Origin of the sequence: Pseudomonas sp. DWP2-2, from assembly GCF_049897065.1 — a bacterium.
GTDB classification, from domain to species: domain Bacteria; phylum Pseudomonadota; class Gammaproteobacteria; order Pseudomonadales; family Pseudomonadaceae; genus Aquipseudomonas; species Aquipseudomonas paracarnis.
This window is the reverse complement of the sequence record NZ_JAFCVN010000004.1, coordinates 315,505-335,335: the sequence shown is the minus strand read 5'-3', so window position 1 is coordinate 335,335 and position 19,831 is coordinate 315,505. Positions and strand designations below refer to the sequence as shown.

At 61.1% G+C, this 19,831-nt stretch carries 16 protein-coding genes; 4 read left to right on the top strand and 12 right to left on the bottom strand.

Going from position 1 to position 19,831, the window contains the following annotated elements; all coding sequences use genetic code 11:
- Positions 1-2: 2 nt before the first annotated feature.
- Positions 3-1,151, top strand: coding sequence for an aldose epimerase family protein (locus ACP7CZ_RS11885; RefSeq protein WP_072435710.1), 1,149 nt, complete (start codon positions 3-5; stop codon positions 1,149-1,151).
- A gap of 115 nt (positions 1,152-1,266) precedes the next feature.
- Here ACP7CZ_RS11885 and araH read toward each other — a convergent pair whose 3' ends face one another.
- From araH to ACP7CZ_RS11850, 7 genes are all read right to left on the bottom strand, one after another.
- A complete protein-coding gene (araH, locus tag ACP7CZ_RS11880) occupies positions 1,267-2,235 on the bottom strand; it encodes an L-arabinose ABC transporter permease AraH (protein ID WP_005787495.1) in 969 nt (322 codons plus the stop codon).
- Positions 2,236-2,244: 9 nt separating this feature from the next.
- The gene (araG, locus tag ACP7CZ_RS11875; protein ID WP_426174320.1) at positions 2,245-3,747 is read right to left on the bottom strand and encodes an L-arabinose ABC transporter ATP-binding protein AraG; all 1,503 of its coding nucleotides are present in this window, start codon (positions 3,745-3,747) and stop codon (positions 2,245-2,247) included.
- Complete coding sequence (locus ACP7CZ_RS11870) at positions 3,744-4,748, bottom strand: substrate-binding domain-containing protein (RefSeq protein ID WP_294363130.1); 1,005 nt, start codon at positions 4,746-4,748, stop codon at positions 3,744-3,746. Before ACP7CZ_RS11870 ends, araG begins: the two co-directional genes overlap by 4 nt.
- Positions 4,749-4,918: 170 nt before the next feature.
- Positions 4,919-5,782, bottom strand: coding sequence for an SMP-30/gluconolactonase/LRE family protein (locus ACP7CZ_RS11865; RefSeq protein ID WP_038449806.1), 864 nt, complete (start codon positions 5,780-5,782; stop codon positions 4,919-4,921).
- Between the two features lie 16 nt (positions 5,783-5,798).
- Entirely contained in the window at positions 5,799-7,379 is a 1,581-nt protein-coding gene (locus tag ACP7CZ_RS11860; protein WP_294204442.1) for an aldehyde dehydrogenase (NADP(+)), read from the bottom strand.
- 10 nt (positions 7,380-7,389) lie between these two features.
- Positions 7,390-8,382 carry an AraD1 family protein gene (gene araD1, locus ACP7CZ_RS11855; RefSeq protein WP_089042661.1) on the bottom strand — a complete coding sequence of 331 codons (993 nt, stop codon included), beginning with the start codon at positions 8,380-8,382 and terminating at the stop codon, positions 7,390-7,392.
- Positions 8,383-8,398: 16 nt separating this feature from the next.
- Complete coding sequence (locus tag ACP7CZ_RS11850) at positions 8,399-9,721, bottom strand: MFS transporter (protein WP_003190554.1); 1,323 nt, start codon at positions 9,719-9,721, stop codon at positions 8,399-8,401.
- A 191-nt stretch (positions 9,722-9,912) separates the two neighbouring features.
- Between ACP7CZ_RS11850 and ACP7CZ_RS11845 the strand changes: the two genes are divergently transcribed.
- Both ACP7CZ_RS11845 and ACP7CZ_RS11840 read left to right on the top strand, forming a co-directional pair.
- Complete coding sequence (locus ACP7CZ_RS11845) at positions 9,913-11,649, top strand: IlvD/Edd family dehydratase (RefSeq protein WP_089042659.1); 1,737 nt, start codon at positions 9,913-9,915, stop codon at positions 11,647-11,649.
- A 48-nt stretch (positions 11,650-11,697) separates the two neighbouring features.
- On the top strand, positions 11,698-12,420 hold the full coding sequence (locus ACP7CZ_RS11840; protein WP_034126739.1) for a FadR/GntR family transcriptional regulator: 723 nt from the start codon (positions 11,698-11,700) through the stop codon (positions 12,418-12,420).
- Between the two features lie 7 nt (positions 12,421-12,427).
- Here the strand turns inward: ACP7CZ_RS11840 and ACP7CZ_RS11835 are convergent, their stop codons facing one another.
- From ACP7CZ_RS11835 to ACP7CZ_RS11825, 3 genes are all read right to left on the bottom strand, one after another.
- On the bottom strand, positions 12,428-13,027 hold the full coding sequence (locus ACP7CZ_RS11835; RefSeq protein WP_034126738.1) for a hypothetical protein: 600 nt from the start codon (positions 13,025-13,027) through the stop codon (positions 12,428-12,430).
- Between the two features lie 432 nt (positions 13,028-13,459).
- The gene (locus ACP7CZ_RS11830) at positions 13,460-15,589 is read right to left on the bottom strand and encodes a TonB-dependent siderophore receptor (RefSeq protein ID WP_294204446.1); all 2,130 of its coding nucleotides are present in this window, start codon (positions 15,587-15,589) and stop codon (positions 13,460-13,462) included.
- 189 nt (positions 15,590-15,778) lie between these two features.
- Positions 15,779-16,870 carry an NADH:flavin oxidoreductase/NADH oxidase gene (locus tag ACP7CZ_RS11825; protein ID WP_014718067.1) on the bottom strand — a complete coding sequence of 364 codons (1,092 nt, stop codon included), beginning with the start codon at positions 16,868-16,870 and terminating at the stop codon, positions 15,779-15,781.
- A 90-nt stretch (positions 16,871-16,960) separates the two neighbouring features.
- Here ACP7CZ_RS11825 and ACP7CZ_RS11820 point away from each other — a divergent pair, with 90 nt between their 5' ends.
- Positions 16,961-17,260: an ArsR/SmtB family transcription factor gene (locus tag ACP7CZ_RS11820; RefSeq protein WP_003190545.1), complete on the top strand. Its 300-nt coding sequence runs from the start codon at positions 16,961-16,963 to the stop codon at positions 17,258-17,260.
- Positions 17,261-17,716: 456 nt separating this feature from the next.
- Here ACP7CZ_RS11820 and ACP7CZ_RS11815 read toward each other — a convergent pair whose 3' ends face one another.
- The gene (locus ACP7CZ_RS11815) at positions 17,717-18,745 is read right to left on the bottom strand and encodes a GGDEF domain-containing protein (RefSeq protein WP_072448543.1); all 1,029 of its coding nucleotides are present in this window, start codon (positions 18,743-18,745) and stop codon (positions 17,717-17,719) included.
- 2 nt (positions 18,746-18,747) lie between these two features.
- Positions 18,748-19,599 (bottom strand): hypothetical protein, encoded by an 852-nt coding sequence (locus ACP7CZ_RS11810; RefSeq protein WP_169922168.1) that lies wholly within the window; start codon positions 19,597-19,599, stop codon positions 18,748-18,750.
- Positions 19,600-19,831 lie beyond the last annotated feature (232 nt).

Sequence of the window (19,831 nt, the reverse complement as noted above, 5' to 3'; positions counted from 1 at the left end):
CCATGAAGCACCCTCGATACCTGCTGTCCGGCCTCGCGCTGTCTATGCTGATCGCCAGCGGCGGCGCGCACGCAGCCGGCCTTAGCAGCGAACACAAACCCTTCGGTAAAACCAACGATGGCACCGCCGTCGAACAGTACGTGTTGCGCAACAGCCACGGCATGCAAGCCACGGTGATCACTTACGGCGGTGTGCTGCAGTCGCTCAAGGTGCCGGACAAACACGGCAAGCTCGACGACGTGGTGCTGGGCTTCGACGACGTGCAAGGCTATCAAGGCGGTACCGCGTTTTTCGGCGCCACCATTGGCCGCTTCGGCAACCGCCTGGCCGGCGGCGCCTTCGAACTCGACGGCAAACGCTACCAGGTACCGCTCAACGACGGCCCCAACTCATTGCATGGCGGCGCCCAGGGCTTCGACAAGCAGGTGTGGCAAGCCAAATCGGTCAAGGACAAAGACTCGGTGGGGGTCACCCTCACCTACCTGTCCAAGGACGGGGAAATGGGCTTTCCGGGCAACTTGAAAACCGAGGTCACCTACCGCCTCAACGACCACAACGAACTGCACATCGACTACACCGCCACCACCGACAAACCGACGGTGCTCAACCTCACCAACCACAGCTACTTCAACCTGGCCGGCGCGGGCAACGGCGACATTCTCAAGCAGGTCGCCACCTTGCACGCCAGCCACTACACACCGGTGAATGCCACCTTGATTCCCACCGGCGAACTGGCGCCGGTCAAGGGCACGCCCATGGACTTCCTGAAGCCTACCGCCATCGGCCAGCACATCAAGGACGACCATCCGCAGCTCAAATTCGCCGAGCCCAAACAAGGTGGCTTCGACTTCAACTGGGCGCTGGATACCAAAGGGGACGTCAAGCAACTGGCCGCCGAGGTGCATGATCCTGAATCAGGCCGACGTTTGCAGCTCTACACCACAGAGCCTGGCGTGCAGTTCTATACCAGCAACTTCCTGGACGGTTCGGTGAAGGGCAAAGGCGGCAAGACGTACCAGCACTGGAGTGGGTTTACCTTGGAGACCCAGCATTTTCCGGATGCGCCTAACCAGCCGAGCTTTGCCTCAACGCGTTTGAATCCAGGGCAGACTTACACCCAACACACTATTTTCAAGTTCACCGCTGATTAAATTGTGGGAGCTGGCTTGCCTGCGATGGCGGTGGCACAGGCTACTCAATTATTGCCTGAACCAACGCTATCGCAGGCAAGCCAGCTCCCACATTGGTTTTTCACAGCGCCTGGGTTCAGCGTTGTTTCATGCGGTCGATGACCACGGCCAACAGCAGGATCGAACCGCGGATCACATACTGGTAAAAGGTATCGATGTTCTTCAGGTTCATCGCATTCTCGATGATCGCCAGAATCAACACCCCGGCAATCACATGGCGGATCATGCCGATGCCGCCGCTCAGCGACACCCCACCCAGCACGCAGGCCGAGATCACCGTCAGCTCGAAGCCCTGGCCGATCATCGGCTGGCCGGAGGTCATGCGTGAAGCCAGGATCACTCCCGCCAGCGCGCCAATCAGGCCGTGCACGGCAAAAATCAGGATCTTGGTGCGGTCAACGTTCACGCCCGCCAGCAGCGCCGCCTCCGGGTTACCGCCGATGGCCATGGTGTTGCGCCCATAGGTGGTGTAGTTGAGCAGCCAGCCGAAGAACAGGAAGCAGACAATGGTGATCAGGATCGGCACCGGCACACCAAACAATTGGCCGTTGCCGAACACGAAGAATTGCTCCTGGGACACGCCTACGGCCTTGCCGTCGGCAAAGATGTAAGCCAGGCCGCGCACGATTTGCATGGTCGCCAGCGTAGTGATCAAGGCGTTGACCCGCAGCTTGGCGATCACGATGCCATTGATCAACCCCACCATCAGGCCCATCAGCAGCGCTGCGCCAATGCCCAGCATCACGCTGTCGGTATCGCGCATCACAATCGCCGCAACCACGCCGGCGCAGGCGATCACCGAGCCTACCGACAAGTCGAAGTGCCCCGAGGCCAGGCAGAACAGCATGGTGCACGCGGCGATGCCCACAGTGGAAATAGCCAGGCCCAGACCGCGCATGTTCAGCGGCGAGAGGAAGTTATCGATCAGCAGCGCGCACAGTACGAAGATGCCCACCGCCGCCAAGAGCATCGCCCAGTTATCGAGCAATGCGCGCATATCGAGGGGTTTGCGTGCCGAGGGCAGCGCGTTGTTTTGGATAGTCATGGTCGTCTCTCAGTTCGCCAGGCCGCGTGGCAAGGCCAGTTGCAGCAGGTTGGATTCAGTCGCGTGCTCGCGCAGTTGTTCGCCGCGCAGGGCGCCTTCGCACAGCACCAGGATGCGGTCGGAGATGCCCATCACTTCCATCAGGTCGCTGGACACCACGATCACCGCTATACCGCTGGCCGCCAGGTTATGGATGATCTGGTAGATCTCCGACTTGGCGCCGATGTCGATACCCCGGGTGGGTTCGTCCAGCAGCAGGACCTTCATCGGCATCGACAACCAGCGGCCAAGGATGGCTTTCTGTTGGTTGCCACCGGACAGGTACAGGATCTTCTGCGCCGCGTTCGGCGTTTTGACCCGCATCGCCTGGATCTGTCGGTCGGCGTTACCTTTCTCCCAGCCTTCGCGCAACAGCCAGCCAAAGGTGGAATGGGCGCCACGGGCGCTGATGTTGATGTTCTCAGCGACGCTGCCCAGCGGGATGATGCCCTCTTTCTTGCGATCCTCCGGACACAGCAATACTCCGGCGGCAATGGCGTCGCGGGGTGAGCGCAGTTGCAGCGCTTGCCCGCACAGTTCCAGGCTGCCGGCACTGGCGCGCTCCAACCCACTGAGCAGGCGAAACAGCTCGGTACGCCCCGCGCCCACCAGCCCGAACAGGCCCAGGATCTCGCCCTTGCGCACCTGAAAACTGATTGGTTCACGCAGGCCGGGGCCGAGCAAGCCGTCCACCTTGAGCGCCACTTCGCCCTGCTCACGCGGTCGGTAATCGTAAATATCCTGGATATCGCGACCGACCATGCAGGTCACCAGTTGATCGTGGGTCAGCGTGTTCATGTCCTCGAACGTACGCACGTAGCGACCGTCCTTGAACACCGTCACTGCGTCGCAGATACGGAACACTTCTTCCATACGGTGCGACACGTAGAGCACCACTTTGCCCTCCTCGCGCAGGCGCGTGATGATGGCCATCAAGCGGTCGATTTCCCGCGCCGAGAGGCTACTGGTCGGCTCGTCAAAGGCGATCACATGGGCGCCACGGGACAGCGCCTTGGCGATTTCCACCAATTGGCGCTGGCCCAGGGACAGGCGCCCGAGTTTCTCGTCGGGGTCGATTTCATCGGCCAGGCCCTTGAGGCAGGCCAGGGCCTGCTTGCGCAGCAGGCTCCGGTTGACCACGCCAAAGCGCGTGGGCAAATGCCCGAGGAACAGGTTCTCGGCCACGCTCATTTCCGGCACCAGGTGCAGCTCCTGGTGAATCACCGCCACACCGCTGGCGATGCTGTCGGCAGCGCACTTGAAAGCCATGGTTTGCGCGCCGATCTGCACCGTACCGCTGGACGGAATGTAGGCGCCGCCGAGGATTTTCAGCAGGGTCGACTTGCCTGCGCCGTTCTCGCCCATCAACGCGTGCACCTGCCCGGGGTGGGCGGTGAAGCAAATGCCATCCAGCGCCTTGACTCCGGGAAAGGTCTTGCCGATGCCGTCAAACCGCAGGGCCGCAGCGGTCATTTCCACAGCCCGATCTTGGTCAGTTCCGCCTGGAAGTTTTCACGGGTGATCAGCGTCACTTCGTCCATGGCCGTGTATTTCGGCGGCTCGGTGCCCTGGGTAACCCACTCGTACATCATCTCAGCGGTTTTGTAGCCTTCAATGTGCGGGCTGGGCAGCATCGAGCCGAAGAAGCCGCTGTTGGCTTTCTTCAATTCGCCGATGGCGTCGGTGCCATTGATGCCGATACCAATCACGTTGGCTGCGGCGAAACCGGCACTTTCGGTGGCGCGCACGCCGCCGAGCACGGTGTTGTCGTTCATGCCGCCGATGATCAGGTTCTTCGCGCTACCCGGCAGCTTGACCAGTGCCGAGTTGGTGGCGTCCATGCTGCCTGGCACGTCGAGGGTTTTCAGCGGGGCGGTGAGGATGTGATCTTTAGGAACGCCAGCTTCCTCCAGCGACTTGATCGAGCCGTCGGTGCGCTTCTTGCCGGTGTCGAGTTCGTTGAAGGTGTTGATCACCGCATAGGTGTCCTTCCAGTCCCAACCACGTTTTTTCGCTTCGGCGGCCATGGCGGCGCCCTGCTTCTGGCCGACTTCAAACGCGGCCATGCCCAGGTACGGCACGTCTTCCATGAAGTTGCCCTTGGCATCGACAAAGCGATCATCCACGGCCATCACTTTCAAACCGTTGACCTTGGCCTTGGCAACGATGGCCGGGCCCAGGGACACGTCCGGCGGGCAGATCACGAAGCCTTTGGCGCCGTTGGCGGCCAGGCTGTCGATGGCCGAGAGGGTTTTCTCGCCGTCGGGCACCGCGATCTTGATGAGTTTGAAGCCTTTGTCCTGGGCGGCTTTTTCCGCAAACGCCCACTCCGTCTGGAACCACGGCTCTTCGGCCTGCTTGACCAGAAAACCGATTTTCACTTCTTCAGCGGCCAGCAACAGGCCGCTCAAGCTCATGGCCGAGACAGCCACAGCGGCGCAGCACAGGGAACGCAAACCACGACGACGATTCATAGGGGTGACTCCTTGTTGTTGTTTTTTTTCAATGTTCGTTTTGTGTACGGGTACTGTTGTGGCGAGGGAGCTTGCTCCCGCTGGGGTGCGCAGCGCCCCCCCCAAAAAAGCCGGCTCCAGCTGCGCTGTCGAACGGGAGCAAGCTCCCTCGCCACAACAGCGCGTTTGGTTTATCCGGCGAAGCGGTGACAGGGCTTGCCTGGCACGTCGACCTCAATGGCCAATACCGCACCATCAAGGGGGTGATCCAAGGGACTCGCCGCGCTGGTGATGTACAGCGTGGTGAGCTCGGGCCCACCGAACACGCAACTGGTGGGACGGCTGACCGGTAGTTCGATGATGCGATCCACCTCACCTGAAGGCGTTAGCCGCAGCAGGCAACTGCCGTCCCAGCGCGCGTTCCAGATGTAGCCGTCGGCGTCCATGGCCGAGCCATCCGGGCCGCCGCGTGTGTGCGGCCCGAACCAGGCCTGGGCGGCACCGAGTTGACCGTCAGCCTGGATCGAATGCTGATAGAGCGTGCCGTCCATGCTGTCGCCGAAATGCACCTGGCTGCCCTCCTCGTTCCAGAGCAGGGTGTTGGGAATGCCCAGGCCCGCCAGCAACGGCGTGACCCGCGCATCGGCATCGATGCGAAACAGGCCACCGGAGCGCCGGGTAATCGGCAGGTCTTCGCCCTGCTCGCCTATGTTGTTCTGCATGGTGCCCAACCACAGCCGGCCCTGGGCATCGCAGCGTGCTTCATTGCCGCGGTTGCCCGTTTGCGGGTCGGCTACGCACAGCAGGGTCAAGGCTTCGGTGGCCAGGTCCAGGCGATACACACCGCTGCTCAAGGTCACCAGCGCATCACCGCTTTGACAGGGGATGAACGCCGAGACGTGCTCAGGCAATTGCCACACCTGCAACTGCCCCCCCATCAGACGCAGCGCCTGGCGGGCGGCGATATCCACCCAATACAGGGCCTGGGTCGGTACATCCCAGAACGGCCCTTCGCCCAACCGGGCACGGTGCGGGGTGACTGCGCTCAACGACATGAAGCCTCCTGATCAGTTACAGCGATTCGCGCGATGGCGTGCCATTTACCAGGCGCTGAATACGCAAGGGGTTGGCGTTTTTCAACGCGTCGGGCAGCAGGCTATCAGGGTAGTTCTGGAAGCACACCGGGCGCAGGAAACGGTCGATAGCCAAAGTGCCGACCGAGGTGCCACGGGCGTCGGAAGTCGCCGGATACGGCCCGCCGTGAACCATGGAATCGCACACCTCCACGCCAGTGGGGTAACCGTTGAGCAGGATGCGCCCGACTTTCTGTTCCAGCAGGGGCGTGAGTTCGGCGAACTGGTGCAGGTCGGTCGGTTCGCCGATTAGCGTGGCGGTCAATTGCCCGTGCAGCCCCTGCAGGGCGGCGCTGAGTTGGGCCTGATCGGCCACTTCGACGAACACCGTGGTGGGGCCGAAGACTTCTTCCTGGAGCACTTCATCGCCGTCAATCAACAGACGTACATCCGCCTTGAACAGTTGCGGTTGCGCCTGGTTGCCCGACTGCGCGCTGCCCGCCAGATGCTGGATGCCAGGGTGAGACCGGAGTTTTTCCAGGCCCTTGCCGTAGCTGCCCAGGGTGCCGGCATTCAGCATGGTTTGCGCCGGTTGTTCACCGATCAATTGCGCGACCTGCTGAGTAAACGCGGTGAACGCAGGCGAGCCGATACCGATCACCAGGCCTGGGTTGGTGCAGAACTGGCCGCAGCCTTGTACCACCGACGCGGTCAGGTCACGGGCAATGCTTTCAGCGCGGGCTTGCAGCGCCTGGGGCAGCACGATCACGGGGTTGATGCTCGACATCTCGGCAAACACCGGGATCGGTTGCGGGCGCGCCGCGGCCATGTCGCAGAGGGCGCGGCCGCCTTTGAGCGAGCCGGTAAAGCCTACCGCCTGGATCGCCGGATGCTTGACCAGCGCCTCACCGACGCCGCCGCCAAAGATCATATTGAACACGCCAGCCGGCATCTCGGTGGCCTCGGCAGCACGAATGATCGCATCGGCCACGCGCTCGGCGGTCGCCATGTGCCCACTGTGGGCCTTGAACACCACCGGGCAGCCGGCGGCCAGCGCGGCAGCGGTGTCGCCGCCAGCCGTGGAAAATGCCAGGGGGAAGTTGCTGGCGCCGAACACCGCCACCGGGCCGAGGCCGATACGGTATTGGCGCAGGTCCGGGCGCGGCAGCGGCTGGCGCTCTGGCAGGGCCTTGTCGATACGCGCGCCATAGAAGTCACCACGGCGCAGCACGGTGGCGAACAAGCGCATCTGGCCGCTGGTGCGCCCGCGTTCGCCTTTGATGCGTGCGGCCGGCAAGGCGGTTTCGCGGCAGACCAGTTCGACGAAGTCATCGCCCAAGGCGTCCAGCTCATCGGCCACCGTATCCAGGAACTGCGCACGCCGTGCGGCGCTCAAGGCACGATAGGCCGGGTACGCCTGGGCCGCGGCCCGGGCGGCGGCGTCCACTTCCTGGGCGGTGGCCTGGTAGAAATCCTGGGGCAAGGCTTCGCCGGTGGTAGCGTCGATGCTTTGCAGCTTGATGCTGCCGTTGGCGCTGCGCTGGCCGCCGATGTAGTTGTGGCCGAGGAACGGGGTCATGTTGATCTCCTTAAAGGGGGGTGACTTGGCCGGGTTCAAATGCCGCATCGCTGCTGCCGATACCGTTGATCAACGGCGCGCCGAATTCAGCCTGGCTGATCTCGAACACATCGCCCGGCTGGGTACGTATACCGTCGGCGAATGACAAGGTGGCGGTGCCGAAGAAGTGAATGTGCACATCGCCCGGCTTGAGGAACTGGCTGTATTTGAAGTGGTGGTATTCGAGGTTTTCCAGGCTATGGCACATATTGGCCTCGCCACTGAGGAATTCGTTCTGCCAGATCACCTCGCCGTTGCGCAGGATGCGGCTGGTGCCCGCCAGATGCTCGGGCAGTTCGCCCACGCGCAACTCCGGGCCATAGCTGCAACTGCGCAGCTTGGAATGGGCCAGGTACAGGTAGTTCTTGCGCTCCATCACATGGTCGGAGAACTCGTTGCCCACCGCAAAGCCCAGGCGATAGGGTTTACGGTCATGCCCGATCACATAGAGGCCGCCGATTTCCGGTTCTTCGCCGGCGTCTTCGGCGAACGGCGGCACCGGGAACGCCTGGCCCGGGCGCACGACGATGCTGCCATCGCCTTTGTAGAACCACTCTGGTTGCACACCGGCCTGGCCGGCGCCTGGTTTGCCGCCCTCCACGCCCCATTTGAAGATGCGCATGGTGTCGGTCATCGCGCTGTCGTCACCGGCCTGCTGGTGCATCTTGTCGCGGGCCGAAGCACTGCCCAGGTGGGTGAGGCCTGTGCCGCTGATCAGCATATGGGCCGGGTCCGGATGGTCCAACGGCGGCAGGATTTTGTGTTCCGCCAACAAGGCGGCGTAGTCATGGCTGACGCCCAGGCCGAGGGCTTCTACCTGTTGCTGCAACTTGCCGCCGACATCGATGGCAGCCAGCGCGAGTTCACGCACGCTGTGGGCGCCGCGCACTTCGCGTACCTGGTTGCCTTCTACCACGCCGACGCGGCGCTCACCGTTGCTCAACTCGAACTGAACTAAACGCATGCAGGTTCTCCTGGATTTAAGTGCGTGTGGCGCCACGGGCGCTGGCGGCGAATTGGTCGACGGGCAGCACGTGCTTGCGTTCCAACAAGCGGTAGACCACGAGGGTCAGCAGCAACCCGAACACCATCACACCGGATAAGAAATACAAGCCTGAGGCCAGATTGCCGGTGTACTCCTTGAGCGCACCGATCACGAACGGGCCGATGTAACCGCCGAGGTTGCCCACCGAGTTGATCAAGGCAATACCGGCTGCCGCACTGGCGCCGGCAAAGAAGCGCCCCGGCAGGGTCCAGAACACGGCGGTGCAGGAAAACATGGCAAACGCCGCCAGGCACAGTGCGGCCATTTGCAACACTGGCACCGTGAGCCAGGCGCTGCAGAACAGGCCGATGGCGCCCAGTACATAGAGCACGGCGAGATGGCCGTAACGGTCGTTCAAGCGGTCGGAACTGCGCGGGATGATCAACAGGCCGATGATGCCGAAGATATAGGGCACGGCGGAGATGAAACCGGTGGTGAGGTCGCTGCCGCCAAACTGCTTGATCAGGGTCGGCAGCCACAAGCCGAGGCCGTAGATGCTCAGGGTCACCGGCAGGTAGAACAGCGCCAGCAGCAACACGCGCTTGTCCTTGAGCGCATGCAAGGGGTTGCCATGGCGCGTCTGGCCGTAGGCTTGCAGGTCTTTGTGCAGCTCGCCGGTGAGCCAGGCTTTTTCTTCCTCGCTCATCCAGTTGACCTTCTGGGGGCCGTCCGGCAGGTACCGCAGCACCGGCCAGGTCAGCAGGATCGCCGGGGTGCCGATCACGATGAACAGCCACTGCCAGCCATGCAGGCCAAGGATGCCGTCCATGCCGAGCAAACCGCCGGACACCGGGCCGGTGATCATCATTGCAATAGGTTGGGAGAGGATGAACAGCCCGAGGATCTTGCCGCGATGGCGCACCGGGAACCACTGGGTGATGTAGTACAGCACGCCGGGAAAGAAGCCCGCCTCCGCCGCGCCCAGCAGAAAACGCATCACATAGAAGCTGTGCGGCCCCTGCACGAAGGCCATGCCGATGGTGATGGCGCCCCAGGTGATCATGATGCGCGCAAACCAGCGCCGCGCGCCGAAGCGGTCGAGCATCAGGTTGCTGGGAATTTCAAACAGGAAATAGCCAATGAAGAACAACCCGGCACCGAGGCCATAGGCGGCGTCACCGATGCCCACGTCAGCGCCCATGTGCAGCTTGGCGAAGCCCACGGCGGAACGGTCCACGTAGGCGATCAGGTACAGCAGGATCAGGAAGGGAATCAGTTTCAGCGTGATGCGCCGAATAAGCCGCAGTTCCTGGCTCATGGGGTCGATCTCCGATTGTTGTTTTTATAGAAGCTCGGGGGACGCCTCTGGCGAAATCCGCCAGGGCCATACCTCAGTTGAGACCGACTATATAGTATGACTATTTGCAAAACAACACTTCCAAAGCGGCGATTTTGCGCTTATGTTTAAGCACGCATAGAACATATAGTCATACAATAAGAGAATCGATCATGCCTGACAAAAAGCCCGGCCTACGCTCTGCCCAGTGGTTTGGTACCGCCGACAAAAACGGCTTCATGTACCGCAGTTGGATGAAGAACCAGGGCATTGCCGACCATCAGTTCCATGGCAAGCCGATCATCGGCATCTGTAATACCTGGTCGGAGCTGACGCCGTGCAACGCGCATTTCCGCCAGATCGCCGAGCACGTCAAGCGTGGCGTGATCGAGGCCGGTGGCTTCCCGGTGGAGTTCCCGGTGTTTTCCAATGGCGAATCCAACCTGCGCCCTACCGCCATGCTCACGCGCAACCTGGCGAGCATGGATGTGGAAGAAGCGATTCGCGGCAATCCGATTGACGGTGTGGTGCTGCTGACCGGCTGCGACAAGACCACCCCGGCGCTGCTGATGGGCGCGGCCAGTTGTGATGTGCCGGCCATCGTCGTCACTGGCGGGCCGATGCTCAACGGCAAGCACAAGGGCCAGGACATCGGCTCGGGGACGGTAGTGTGGCAGCTCAGCGAACAGGTCAAGGCCGGCACCATCACCCTGGATGATTTCCTCGCGGCCGAGGGCGGCATGTCGCGCTCGGCGGGCACCTGCAACACCATGGGCACGGCCTCCACCATGGCCTGCATGGCCGAGGCGCTGGGCACTTCCCTGCCCCACAACGCGGCGATTCCGGCCGTGGATGCGCGCCGCTATGTACTGGCGCACATGTCGGGCATGCGCGCCGTGGAGATGGTGCGTGAGGACTTGAAGCTGTCGAAAATCCTCACCAAGGAGGCGTTTGAAAACGCTATCCGCGTGAACGCGGCCATCGGCGGCTCGACCAACGCCGTGATCCACTTGAAAGCCATCGCCGGGCGCATCGGCGTCGAACTCGACCTGGATGACTGGACCCGCATCGGCCGCGGTATGCCGACCATCGTCGACCTGCAGCCCTCCGGACGCTTTCTGATGGAAGAGTTCTACTACGCCGGCGGCCTGCCCGCAGTGCTGCGTCGCCTGGGTGAGGCCAATCTGATCCCCCACCCCAACGCCTTGACGGTCAACGGCAAGTCCCTGGGCGAGAACACCCAGGATGCGCCGATCTACGGCCAGGACGAAGTGATCCGCACGCTGGACAACCCGATCCGCGCCGACGGCGGCATCTGCGTGCTGCGTGGCAACCTCGCGCCCCTGGGCGCGGTGCTCAAGCCTTCGGCAGCGAGCCCCGAACTGATGCAACACCGTGGCCGCGCCGTGGTGTTCGAGAACTTCGACATGTACAAGGCACGCATCAACGACCCGGAGCTGGACGTGGATGCCAACTCGATCCTGGTCATGAAGAACTGCGGCCCCAAGGGTTACCCCGGCATGGCCGAAGTCGGCAACATGGGCCTGCCCGCCAAGCTGCTGGCCCAGGGCGTGACGGACATGGTGCGCATTTCCGATGCGCGCATGAGCGGCACCGCCTACGGCACCGTGGTGTTGCACGTGGCACCGGAAGCCGCCGCCGGCGGGCCGTTGGCGACAGTGAAGGAAGGTGACTGGATCGAACTCGATTGCGCCAATGGCCGCCTGCACCTGGACATTCCAGATGCCGAGCTGGCAGCGCGCATGGCCGACCTGCCCCCCGCGCAGAACCTCATTGTCGGCGGCTATCGCCAGCTGTACATCGACCATGTGTTGCAGGCCGACCAAGGCTGTGACTTTGACTTCCTGGTGGGCTGTCGCGGGGCAGAAGTCCCACGGCATTCCCACTAATTGGGATGCTATGATGCGGCGAATCTAAGCCAGAGCCTCCCCGTCGTTATGGATCACCAGCCGCCCAAGCCGCGCAAGAGCCAGCATGCCCAGATCGTTCAGGACTTGGGCATGCACATCGTTTCCGGTCGCTTCAAGCCTGAAGAACGCTTGCCCATGGAAGCCACGCTGTGCGAGGAATACCAGGTCAGCCGCTCGGTATTGCGCGAAGCCACGCGGGTGCTCAGCGCCAAGGGCCTGGTGTACTCCAAGCCACGGGTGGGCGCGGTGGTACGGCCACGCTTGAAATGGCACCTGCTCGACCCGGACGTGCTGTCCTGGTTGATGCAGTCCACGCCCCACAGCGAGTTTTTCAACACCCTGGCCGGGGTGCGCCGCATTCTCGAACCGGAAATCGCCGCCATGGCCGCGACCACCGCCACCGATGAAGACATCGCCACCATCGAACAAGCCTACCAAGGCATGGAAACCGCCAAGACCCACGAGGACCTGTTACAGGCCGACCTGGACTTCCACCGCGCGATTGCCGACGCCACCCGCAACGACCTGCTCGCCTATATGTGCAACATGCTCTCGCTGCCGTTGCGCGAGTCGATCAACATCACCAACCGCCGCCCGGATATCCAGGGCCTGAGTCTGCCTCGGCACAAGGCGATCCTCACGGCGATCCAGAACCGCGATGCCTTGGGTGCACGGCATGCGTCGCTGGTGCAACTGGACGACACCCGAGTGGCGCTGGATACGGTGATGAACGTGTTGACGCCGTTGTGAGCCCGCGTCATTCCTGACTGTTATTGTTGGCCCTGGGGCAGGTGTTATCGCCCTCTTTTTTCAGCGCCAGCACGGCCTGGCGCTCGGACAACAAGTGAGTGATGGCGCCGCCGATCGCAGCGGAAATCAACGCCAAGGCTTCTTTAGGCAGATTGATCGCCGCCCAGGTCAACCCACCGATCAGCAAGATGACAAACAGGATATTGAAACGTGACACGCCGAGTTTTATCGAGCGGACGATATCGGACGTGTCCTGCATTTTCTCGAAGCGTTTAAGGTCTTCGAACTTGCGCACCGATTCCAGGGTTTCCAGGTAATGGGTTTCGGCCCGCTTCAATTTCTTGATCACATCGGCTTCGAGCATGACCTCCTCTATCTCGATCCTGACCAGGCTGATATTGGCGCCTGGACGGCCTAGAATTTCCGAACTCAGCGAACTTTCGGCCAGCTCGGCCAGCAGATAGGTATAGGAGGTTTCGCTGATCTCCTTGGCATATTTTTGCAAGGCTGACGTGTAGCACTTGGTGGCGTATCGGGTGAACAGACGCTCGGCATCGTTGGTCTTTTTGATCAGGTCTTCAGCTTTCTCGATCAGTTCCCGTTCCATTTTTAATATCCCTATTAAGCGTGGCTTCGAAAAGCAATGAGCGCCGACCGCTGCGCTGGCACGTTACGAGCAAACATCCCTCGATCGCCCGCCAGTGTCTACTGTTAAACCTGACAGGGAAGCTGATGCAGGCCCCTGTGGCGAGGGAGCTTGCTCCCACGACGGCCTGCCAGCCGACGCATATCCACCTGACGCGCCGCATTCCAAATGTGGGGTGTCAGGTAGAGAAGTGTCGGCTGTCAGGCCGTCATCGCAGGCAAGCCAGCTCCCACAGTTGGATCGCGAGGGTATCAGGTAGAAATGCGTCGGCTGGCAGGCCGTCTTCGCAGGCAAGCCAGCTCCCACAGTTGGAATGCGGCGTGTCAGGTAGATAGGGGCCGTTGCGGAGCAATTTCCTTCGCTACAGGCCCTGCGTGGTACCGCAGCTGTTCATCACAGGGTGTAGGCGATGCCCACCTGCACGGTACGCGGCGCGCCGGGGTAGGCGTAGATATTGCCGAACGCGCCTTCTTCATATTCGCGGTTGAACAGGTTCTTCACATCGAGATTCAAGCGCACACGCTCATTGACCTTGTAGTAACCGAGCAGGTCGACCACGGTATAGGCGTCCATGGAGAATGCCGTATTGGCGGTCTGGCCGGCGCGTTGGTCGACGTACTTGCCGCCGGCGCCCAGGCCCAGGCCTTTGAGCGCGCCGTCCTGGAACTCGTAGACGTTGAGCAGGCTGAAGCTGTTGCGCGGGATGTTCATCAAGCGAGTGCCGGAGCGCAGAGTGTTATCACGGGTGACTTCGGCATCGACATAGGCGTAACCGCCGATCACGCGCCATTCGGGCGTGAGGTTGCCTGCAACGTTCAGGTCAAATCCACGACTGCGAACTTGGCCGGCCGCGACATTAAAGGCACTGTCCACCGGATCGGGGGTCAGCACGTTTTTCTTCTCGATCTGATAGATCGCCGCATCCACGCTCAACTGCCGGTCCAGCGCCTCCCACTTGATGCCCATCTCGTAGGACTTGCCCTTCTCCGGCGCAAAACCACCGCCTTCGCGGCTGGCGCTGGCGTTGGGTTTGAACGAACGTGCGGCGTCAGCATAGACCGCGACGGTGTCGGTGAGGTCGTAGATCACACCCACGCGCGGGGTGACGGCGTTGTCGGCGGCCTGCCAGCTTTTACCTACATAGTTCTGGTAATCATGCTCGAAACGCTCGAAGCGGGCACCGGCCAGCACTTTCAGACGTTCAGTGAGAGCAACCTGGTCCTGTACAAAAGCGGCGTAGGTCTTGAGGTTTTCTTTGTCGTGGGTCGGCGTACGGGTCAGTGCCGGACGGGGTTGACCGTACACCGGGTCAAAGATGTCAATGGGATAGGTACCCGCCGCGGCGCTGGAACGCTGGATAATCGACTTGTAGTCGTAGTCCTCGTACTCGATACCGGTGAGCAAGGTGTGATCGAAGCCCCCAGTGGAGAAGTGCCCGGTCAGGTTGAGCTGATAGTCCTTGTCGGTCCATTCCAGCTTGCGGTAGTTGAAGTTGCGTTGCAGGGTGCGGCCATCAGCGCCCAGGCTGCCCGGCCCGTTGGCTTCGATGGCATTGCCTTTCAAACTGCCGTCCAACCACTGGAAACCGCCGCCCAGGGTCCAGTTGTCGCTCAGTGCATGCTCGAAACGCAACTGCGCCATGTTGTTGTCGTTGTGCAGCTTGCCGGCGTCCTTGTCGCCCCAGAACGTATCACGCGAGGGCGTGCCACGCTGGTTGGGGAAACGCGTCAGGCCACGGTCCAGCGGGTGGTTGTTGCGCATGAAATCGCCTTCGAAGGTCACCTTGGTGTCATCGGTGGCCTGCCAGGTGATCACCGGCGTCACGCCGTAGCGTTCCGTCTCGACGTGATCGCGGAAGGTGTCGCCGCCCTCGCCCACGACGTTCAGGCGATAGGCCAGGCGGCCTTCCTCGTCCAGCGGGCCGGAGGCATCCAGGGTGCCGCGCTTCATGCCCTGGTCATTGAGCTGGCTGCCCAGGGTGACGGTGCGTTCGGCCAGCGGTTGCTTGGACACCACATTGAAGGTGCCGCCTGGGTCGCCACGGCCGTAGAGCATGGTCGCGGGGCCGCGCAGTACTTCCAGACGCTCGATGGTGTTGGCGTCCGGCATGTTCGGGTAACCCCGGTTGATCGGGAAACCGTTGCGGTAGAACTCGCCGGTGGTGAAGCCGCGAACGGTAAAGGTGGTCAGGCCCTGGCCGCCGAAATTGTTGGCGCGGCCCACGCCGCCCGCGTAATCGAGGGCATCCTGCAGGCGCGTTGCACCGAGGTCTTCGACCACGTCCTTGGACACTACGCTGATGGACTGTGGAGTTTCATGAATGGCGGTGTCGGTGCGCGTCGCACTGGCTGAACGTGTGGCGTGGTAGCCCTGCACGGGGCCTTGGGCCGACTCAAGGTCAGCGGTGGCGGTGACATTGGTCGCTTGCAGCTCGATACTGGCGTTCTCGACAGGTGCCTGCTCTGCCCACGCGAAGGGGGAAAACGCCTGGAGCACACAGATGGAAATCAGAGTACGACGCATGGGTGTAGAACCTAGTGAATGAGCCAGATGGGACGGCAAACCTGCCAAGAATTCGCGGCGCATCATATATCAGCGGATTCTCGTTTGACATCGATTCTCATTTGTTATTTTTCACCGCGTAGGTCGCCAAAAGCGACAGGCGAAAAAAAGCCACTCAATCGAGTGGCTCATGCAACGCGCAGGCGTACCTCAGCGATAGCGTTCCAGCCAATGCGCGTAAGGCGCCGGCAAGGTCCAGGAGGACTTGTCCACGCCCAGCTCCTTGGCAGCAAAGTAGGCCCAATGCGGGTCGGCCAGATGCGCACGCCCTACCGAAACCAGGTCCAGGTGCCCGGCCTGCAAAGCGCCTTGGGCCAGTTGCGGTGTGCCGAAGCCCCAGGCCGAGGTCACCGGAATACCGGCTTCACGGCGTACCCGCTCAGCAATCGGGCCCATGAAGGCCGGGCCCCATGGGATGTTGGTGTCAGGAATGGTAAAGCCGACGCTGACGCTCAGCAGGTCCAGGCCACCGTCCTTGAAACGGCGGGCCAGTTCGATGGACTCGGTGAGGGTCTGCTCATCACGGCCGTCGTATTCGATCACACCAAACCGGGCGGTGAGCGGCAGGTTTTCCGGCCAGACTTCACGCACCGCAGCCAGGGTTTCGAGGAGGAAGCGGCTGCGGTTGTCGAAGCTGCCGCCGTAGGCATCGGTACGCTGGTTGGAGTGCTCGGAGAAAAAGCTCTGGCCCAGGTAGCCGTGGGCGAAGTGCAGTTCGATCCATTCAAAGCCGGCATCGCGAGCGCGGCGGGCCGCGTCGACGAAGTCCTGCTGCACGCGGGCAATGTCTTCCAGGGTCATGGCACGCGGTACGTTGGGCAAATTGGCACCAAACGCGATGGCAGAGGGGGCGATGGTTTCCCAGCTACGGGCATCAGAAGCCGGGATGTGGTCATCACCTTCCCAGGGGCGATTGGCACTGGCTTTGCGACCGGCGTGGGCGATCTGAATGCCCGGCACCGAACCTGCGGCCTTGATGGCCTTGACCATGGGCACAAATGCCTGGGCATGGGCATCGCTCCAGATCCCGGCGCAGCCTGGGGTGATGCGCCCTTCAGGGGCGACCGCGGTGGCCTCGACCACCAGCAGGCCGGCACCACCACGGGCCATGCCGGCCAGGTGAACGTGGTGCCAGTCGTTGACCATGCCGTCTTCGGCCATGTATTGGCACATCGGTGGGATAGCAATGCGATTGCGCAAGGTCACATCTTTGAGTTTGAACGGTTCGAACAAAGCCGACATTGAGAACTCCAGGAAGGGATGAGTGATTCGATAGTTCGATGGTAATCGAACTATGGTATTGAACGCTACCCCCCTGTTATGATCCGCCCCATGCGAGCCTTCAAACACCCTACCCCGCAAGAATTGACGCTTGAGCGTGTGCTGTACGCCTTGAGCGACCCCGTGCGCCTGGACATCGTGCGCTACCTGGCCAACGTGCCAGAGGCCACCTGTGGCGAACTCGACGGGGGGCGGCCCAAGTCCAGCATGTCCCATCACTTCCGGGTATTGCGCGATGCCGGCCTGGTGCACACCCGCAATGTGGGCACCACCCATATGAACTCGTTGCGCCGTGACGAGCTGGAAAGCCGCTTCCCTGGGTTGCTGGCCAGCGTGTTGTCACAACACTAGACGCATAACTTCGGCGCGACGCCGGGCCTGTGCCGAGGGAGCTTGCTCCCGTGACGGCCTGCCATCCGGCGCTTGCCTACCTGACACCCCACAATCCAAATGTGGGAGCTGGCTTGCCTGCGATGGCGGCCCGACAGCCGCCCCATATTTACCGGACACCCCTCAATCCAACTGTGGGAGCGGGCTTGCTCGCGAAGGCGGCCTGACAGCCGGCACAGTCATACCGAGTACATATCCATTCCTGCGGTAACAGCTACTTAGGGTTCTCTTGCCCCACCATTCGGCACCTCGCCCAGGCTCGGTGTGCCCGTAATCCGCCAGCGTGGTTTAACGGGGCGCTTAAGATCAAAAGCAGATCAAGATCAAGATCAAGAGCGGCTCGCTTCGCATCGTGGTTAGCGTTGGCTGCTGCAACTTGGAAAGTTGTGCAGATACCTATGCACTAGACGCCAAGCCTCAGGACAAGACCGCCTTTAGCAGCGCGCCGTCCAGGTGCACACAGTCCTTGCCATTGCGTTTGGCGCCGTACAGGTTCTTGTCCGCCATCTTGAGTACGGCCGACAACTCGTCGCCCGGCGAAAAACGCGCCATTCCCGCACTGCAGGTGTAATGGTGGGGCGCAGGCACACTGCTGCGGATCGCTTGCAACAAGTCCAGGGCATAATCACAGGCCACCTCCACATCGTCGCCCTGCAATAACACGCCGAACTCTTCCCCGCCGATCCGTCCAAAGCTGTGGCTGCCCTTGGCGTTTTTCAGGCACAGGGCCATGGCGCGCAGAATCTTGTCCCCCACGTCGTGGCCATACAGATCGTTTTTTTCTTTGAAACTGTCGATATCCAACATGATGAAGTAGCCGCCCTGCTCCCCACCGAGCAACTTCTCGAAGCTCTGCATAAAAGCGCGCCGGTTGAGAATGGAGGTCAGGTAGTCGGTCTCGGCCAAGGCGCGAAACTCGCTTTCCACCAGCAATACCGAACGCAGGTTCTTCAAGTAGGAATAACTCAAGATAAACCCGATGGATACCGACGCGGCGCAGAACAGCAGCAAATACACCTCGGTGCCAACGTATATATCCGCCTGCATGGGCGGCCACAGGATCAGCCAGATCAATAGCGCATCGGCCAGGTAATCCTGGACACTGATAAACAAGATCGCACTGCCCACCACCAGGGTCACGGCCAACGGCAGGCCATAGATACGCAACTCTTTGTTCATATGAATCAGATAAGCGAAGCCGACGGACAACAACACCATATAGGTGACCCCCAGAACTCGCCAGAGCAGAAAGTTCGTGGTGGTGGCATGTACCCGGCAAACAATCAGCAGGCCCACCGTGACGCCCAACATATAAAAATTCAACTTCAGGGCCGCAGGAATCAGGAGCATGCCGACCCAGGCAATAATCCCTACCCCTTCGGCTTGGGTCACCGCAGGTGACAACAAACTGCGCATTCTGGGCCGCAACTTCAAGTTAGCAGGCATCCTTACGCTCCCATCTCAATAGCATGCAGGCCCATCGCAAATGAAAAGGCCATGAACCGCTTTACCAGGCTGGCAAAGGGTGGCAGAACTTCCAGCCGGGTTTTGGAGTGGGCTTTGAAATAACCCTTTTCAACCCCCTCCTGCACCATACGGATAATGTGGGTCTTGGACACGGAAAGTTGCTTGGCCAAGGCCAGGTAGGAAGACGACCGGAAGGTGGCGCGGTCGTTCTCAGGGGCAAAGGCGTCGTTGTAGATCGCCAGCATCAACAGATGGCCGGCGTCGCGCTTCACCAGCCAGTAACATTCGGGCAGCAAGACATCCACCGTCAACTCGGCCGCGAGAATCATGGCAAAACCCTTGAAATAGAGCGCAAGGAACTCGCGGTCATCCAAGTCGCGCATCTGCCGGAACACTTCCCTTTCGGGATAGAGCAGCGCCAAAGACTCCGTGAGGGCGGTGAGCATCAACCGCGCTTCGCGGCAGGCTTCATCCGAAGGTGCATACACCCTGAAGCGACTGTCTTCGGGGTGCGGCGCAACCTCCATGAAACCCAAGGCCCGGAATAGCAAAAAAATCGATTCCAGGCTGTTTTTCGAACAATATTTGCGCGTTACGCACAAGGCTTTAACTTCTGCCAACAAAGGCAGCGGTGTAGAAAAGTATTGGCTCAATAATGCAAACGACACCATCAAGCGGCTGTATTTAAGGGCACTCTTGTAGAAAAACGGTCGTCTCGAATAGGGCACGAGCAGCACGTGGTAATGCGCTCTCATGCACGATTCAAAATCCTTATGACGTTCGAGCGCTTGCGCGGTATTACACATAGCCAACTTCAACGAACTGACACGCATGAAAGAGCCCTGATCATCCAACTTGATGCCACTGATCTCAGCTACGAAATCCCTGCAGCCCGGCCCCAAAACAAATCACTTCAAAAATCCTGCCATTAATGGCTTTTTGCCTCGAACGCAATGTACAGCGATTGCCGGACAAGACGTCATCAGTACCAAAGTTGTTCCACAGTCAGATGCCCTATGGCACACACTTACGCGCAACCTTTGGTTACATTCTCTCCGCCTGGCG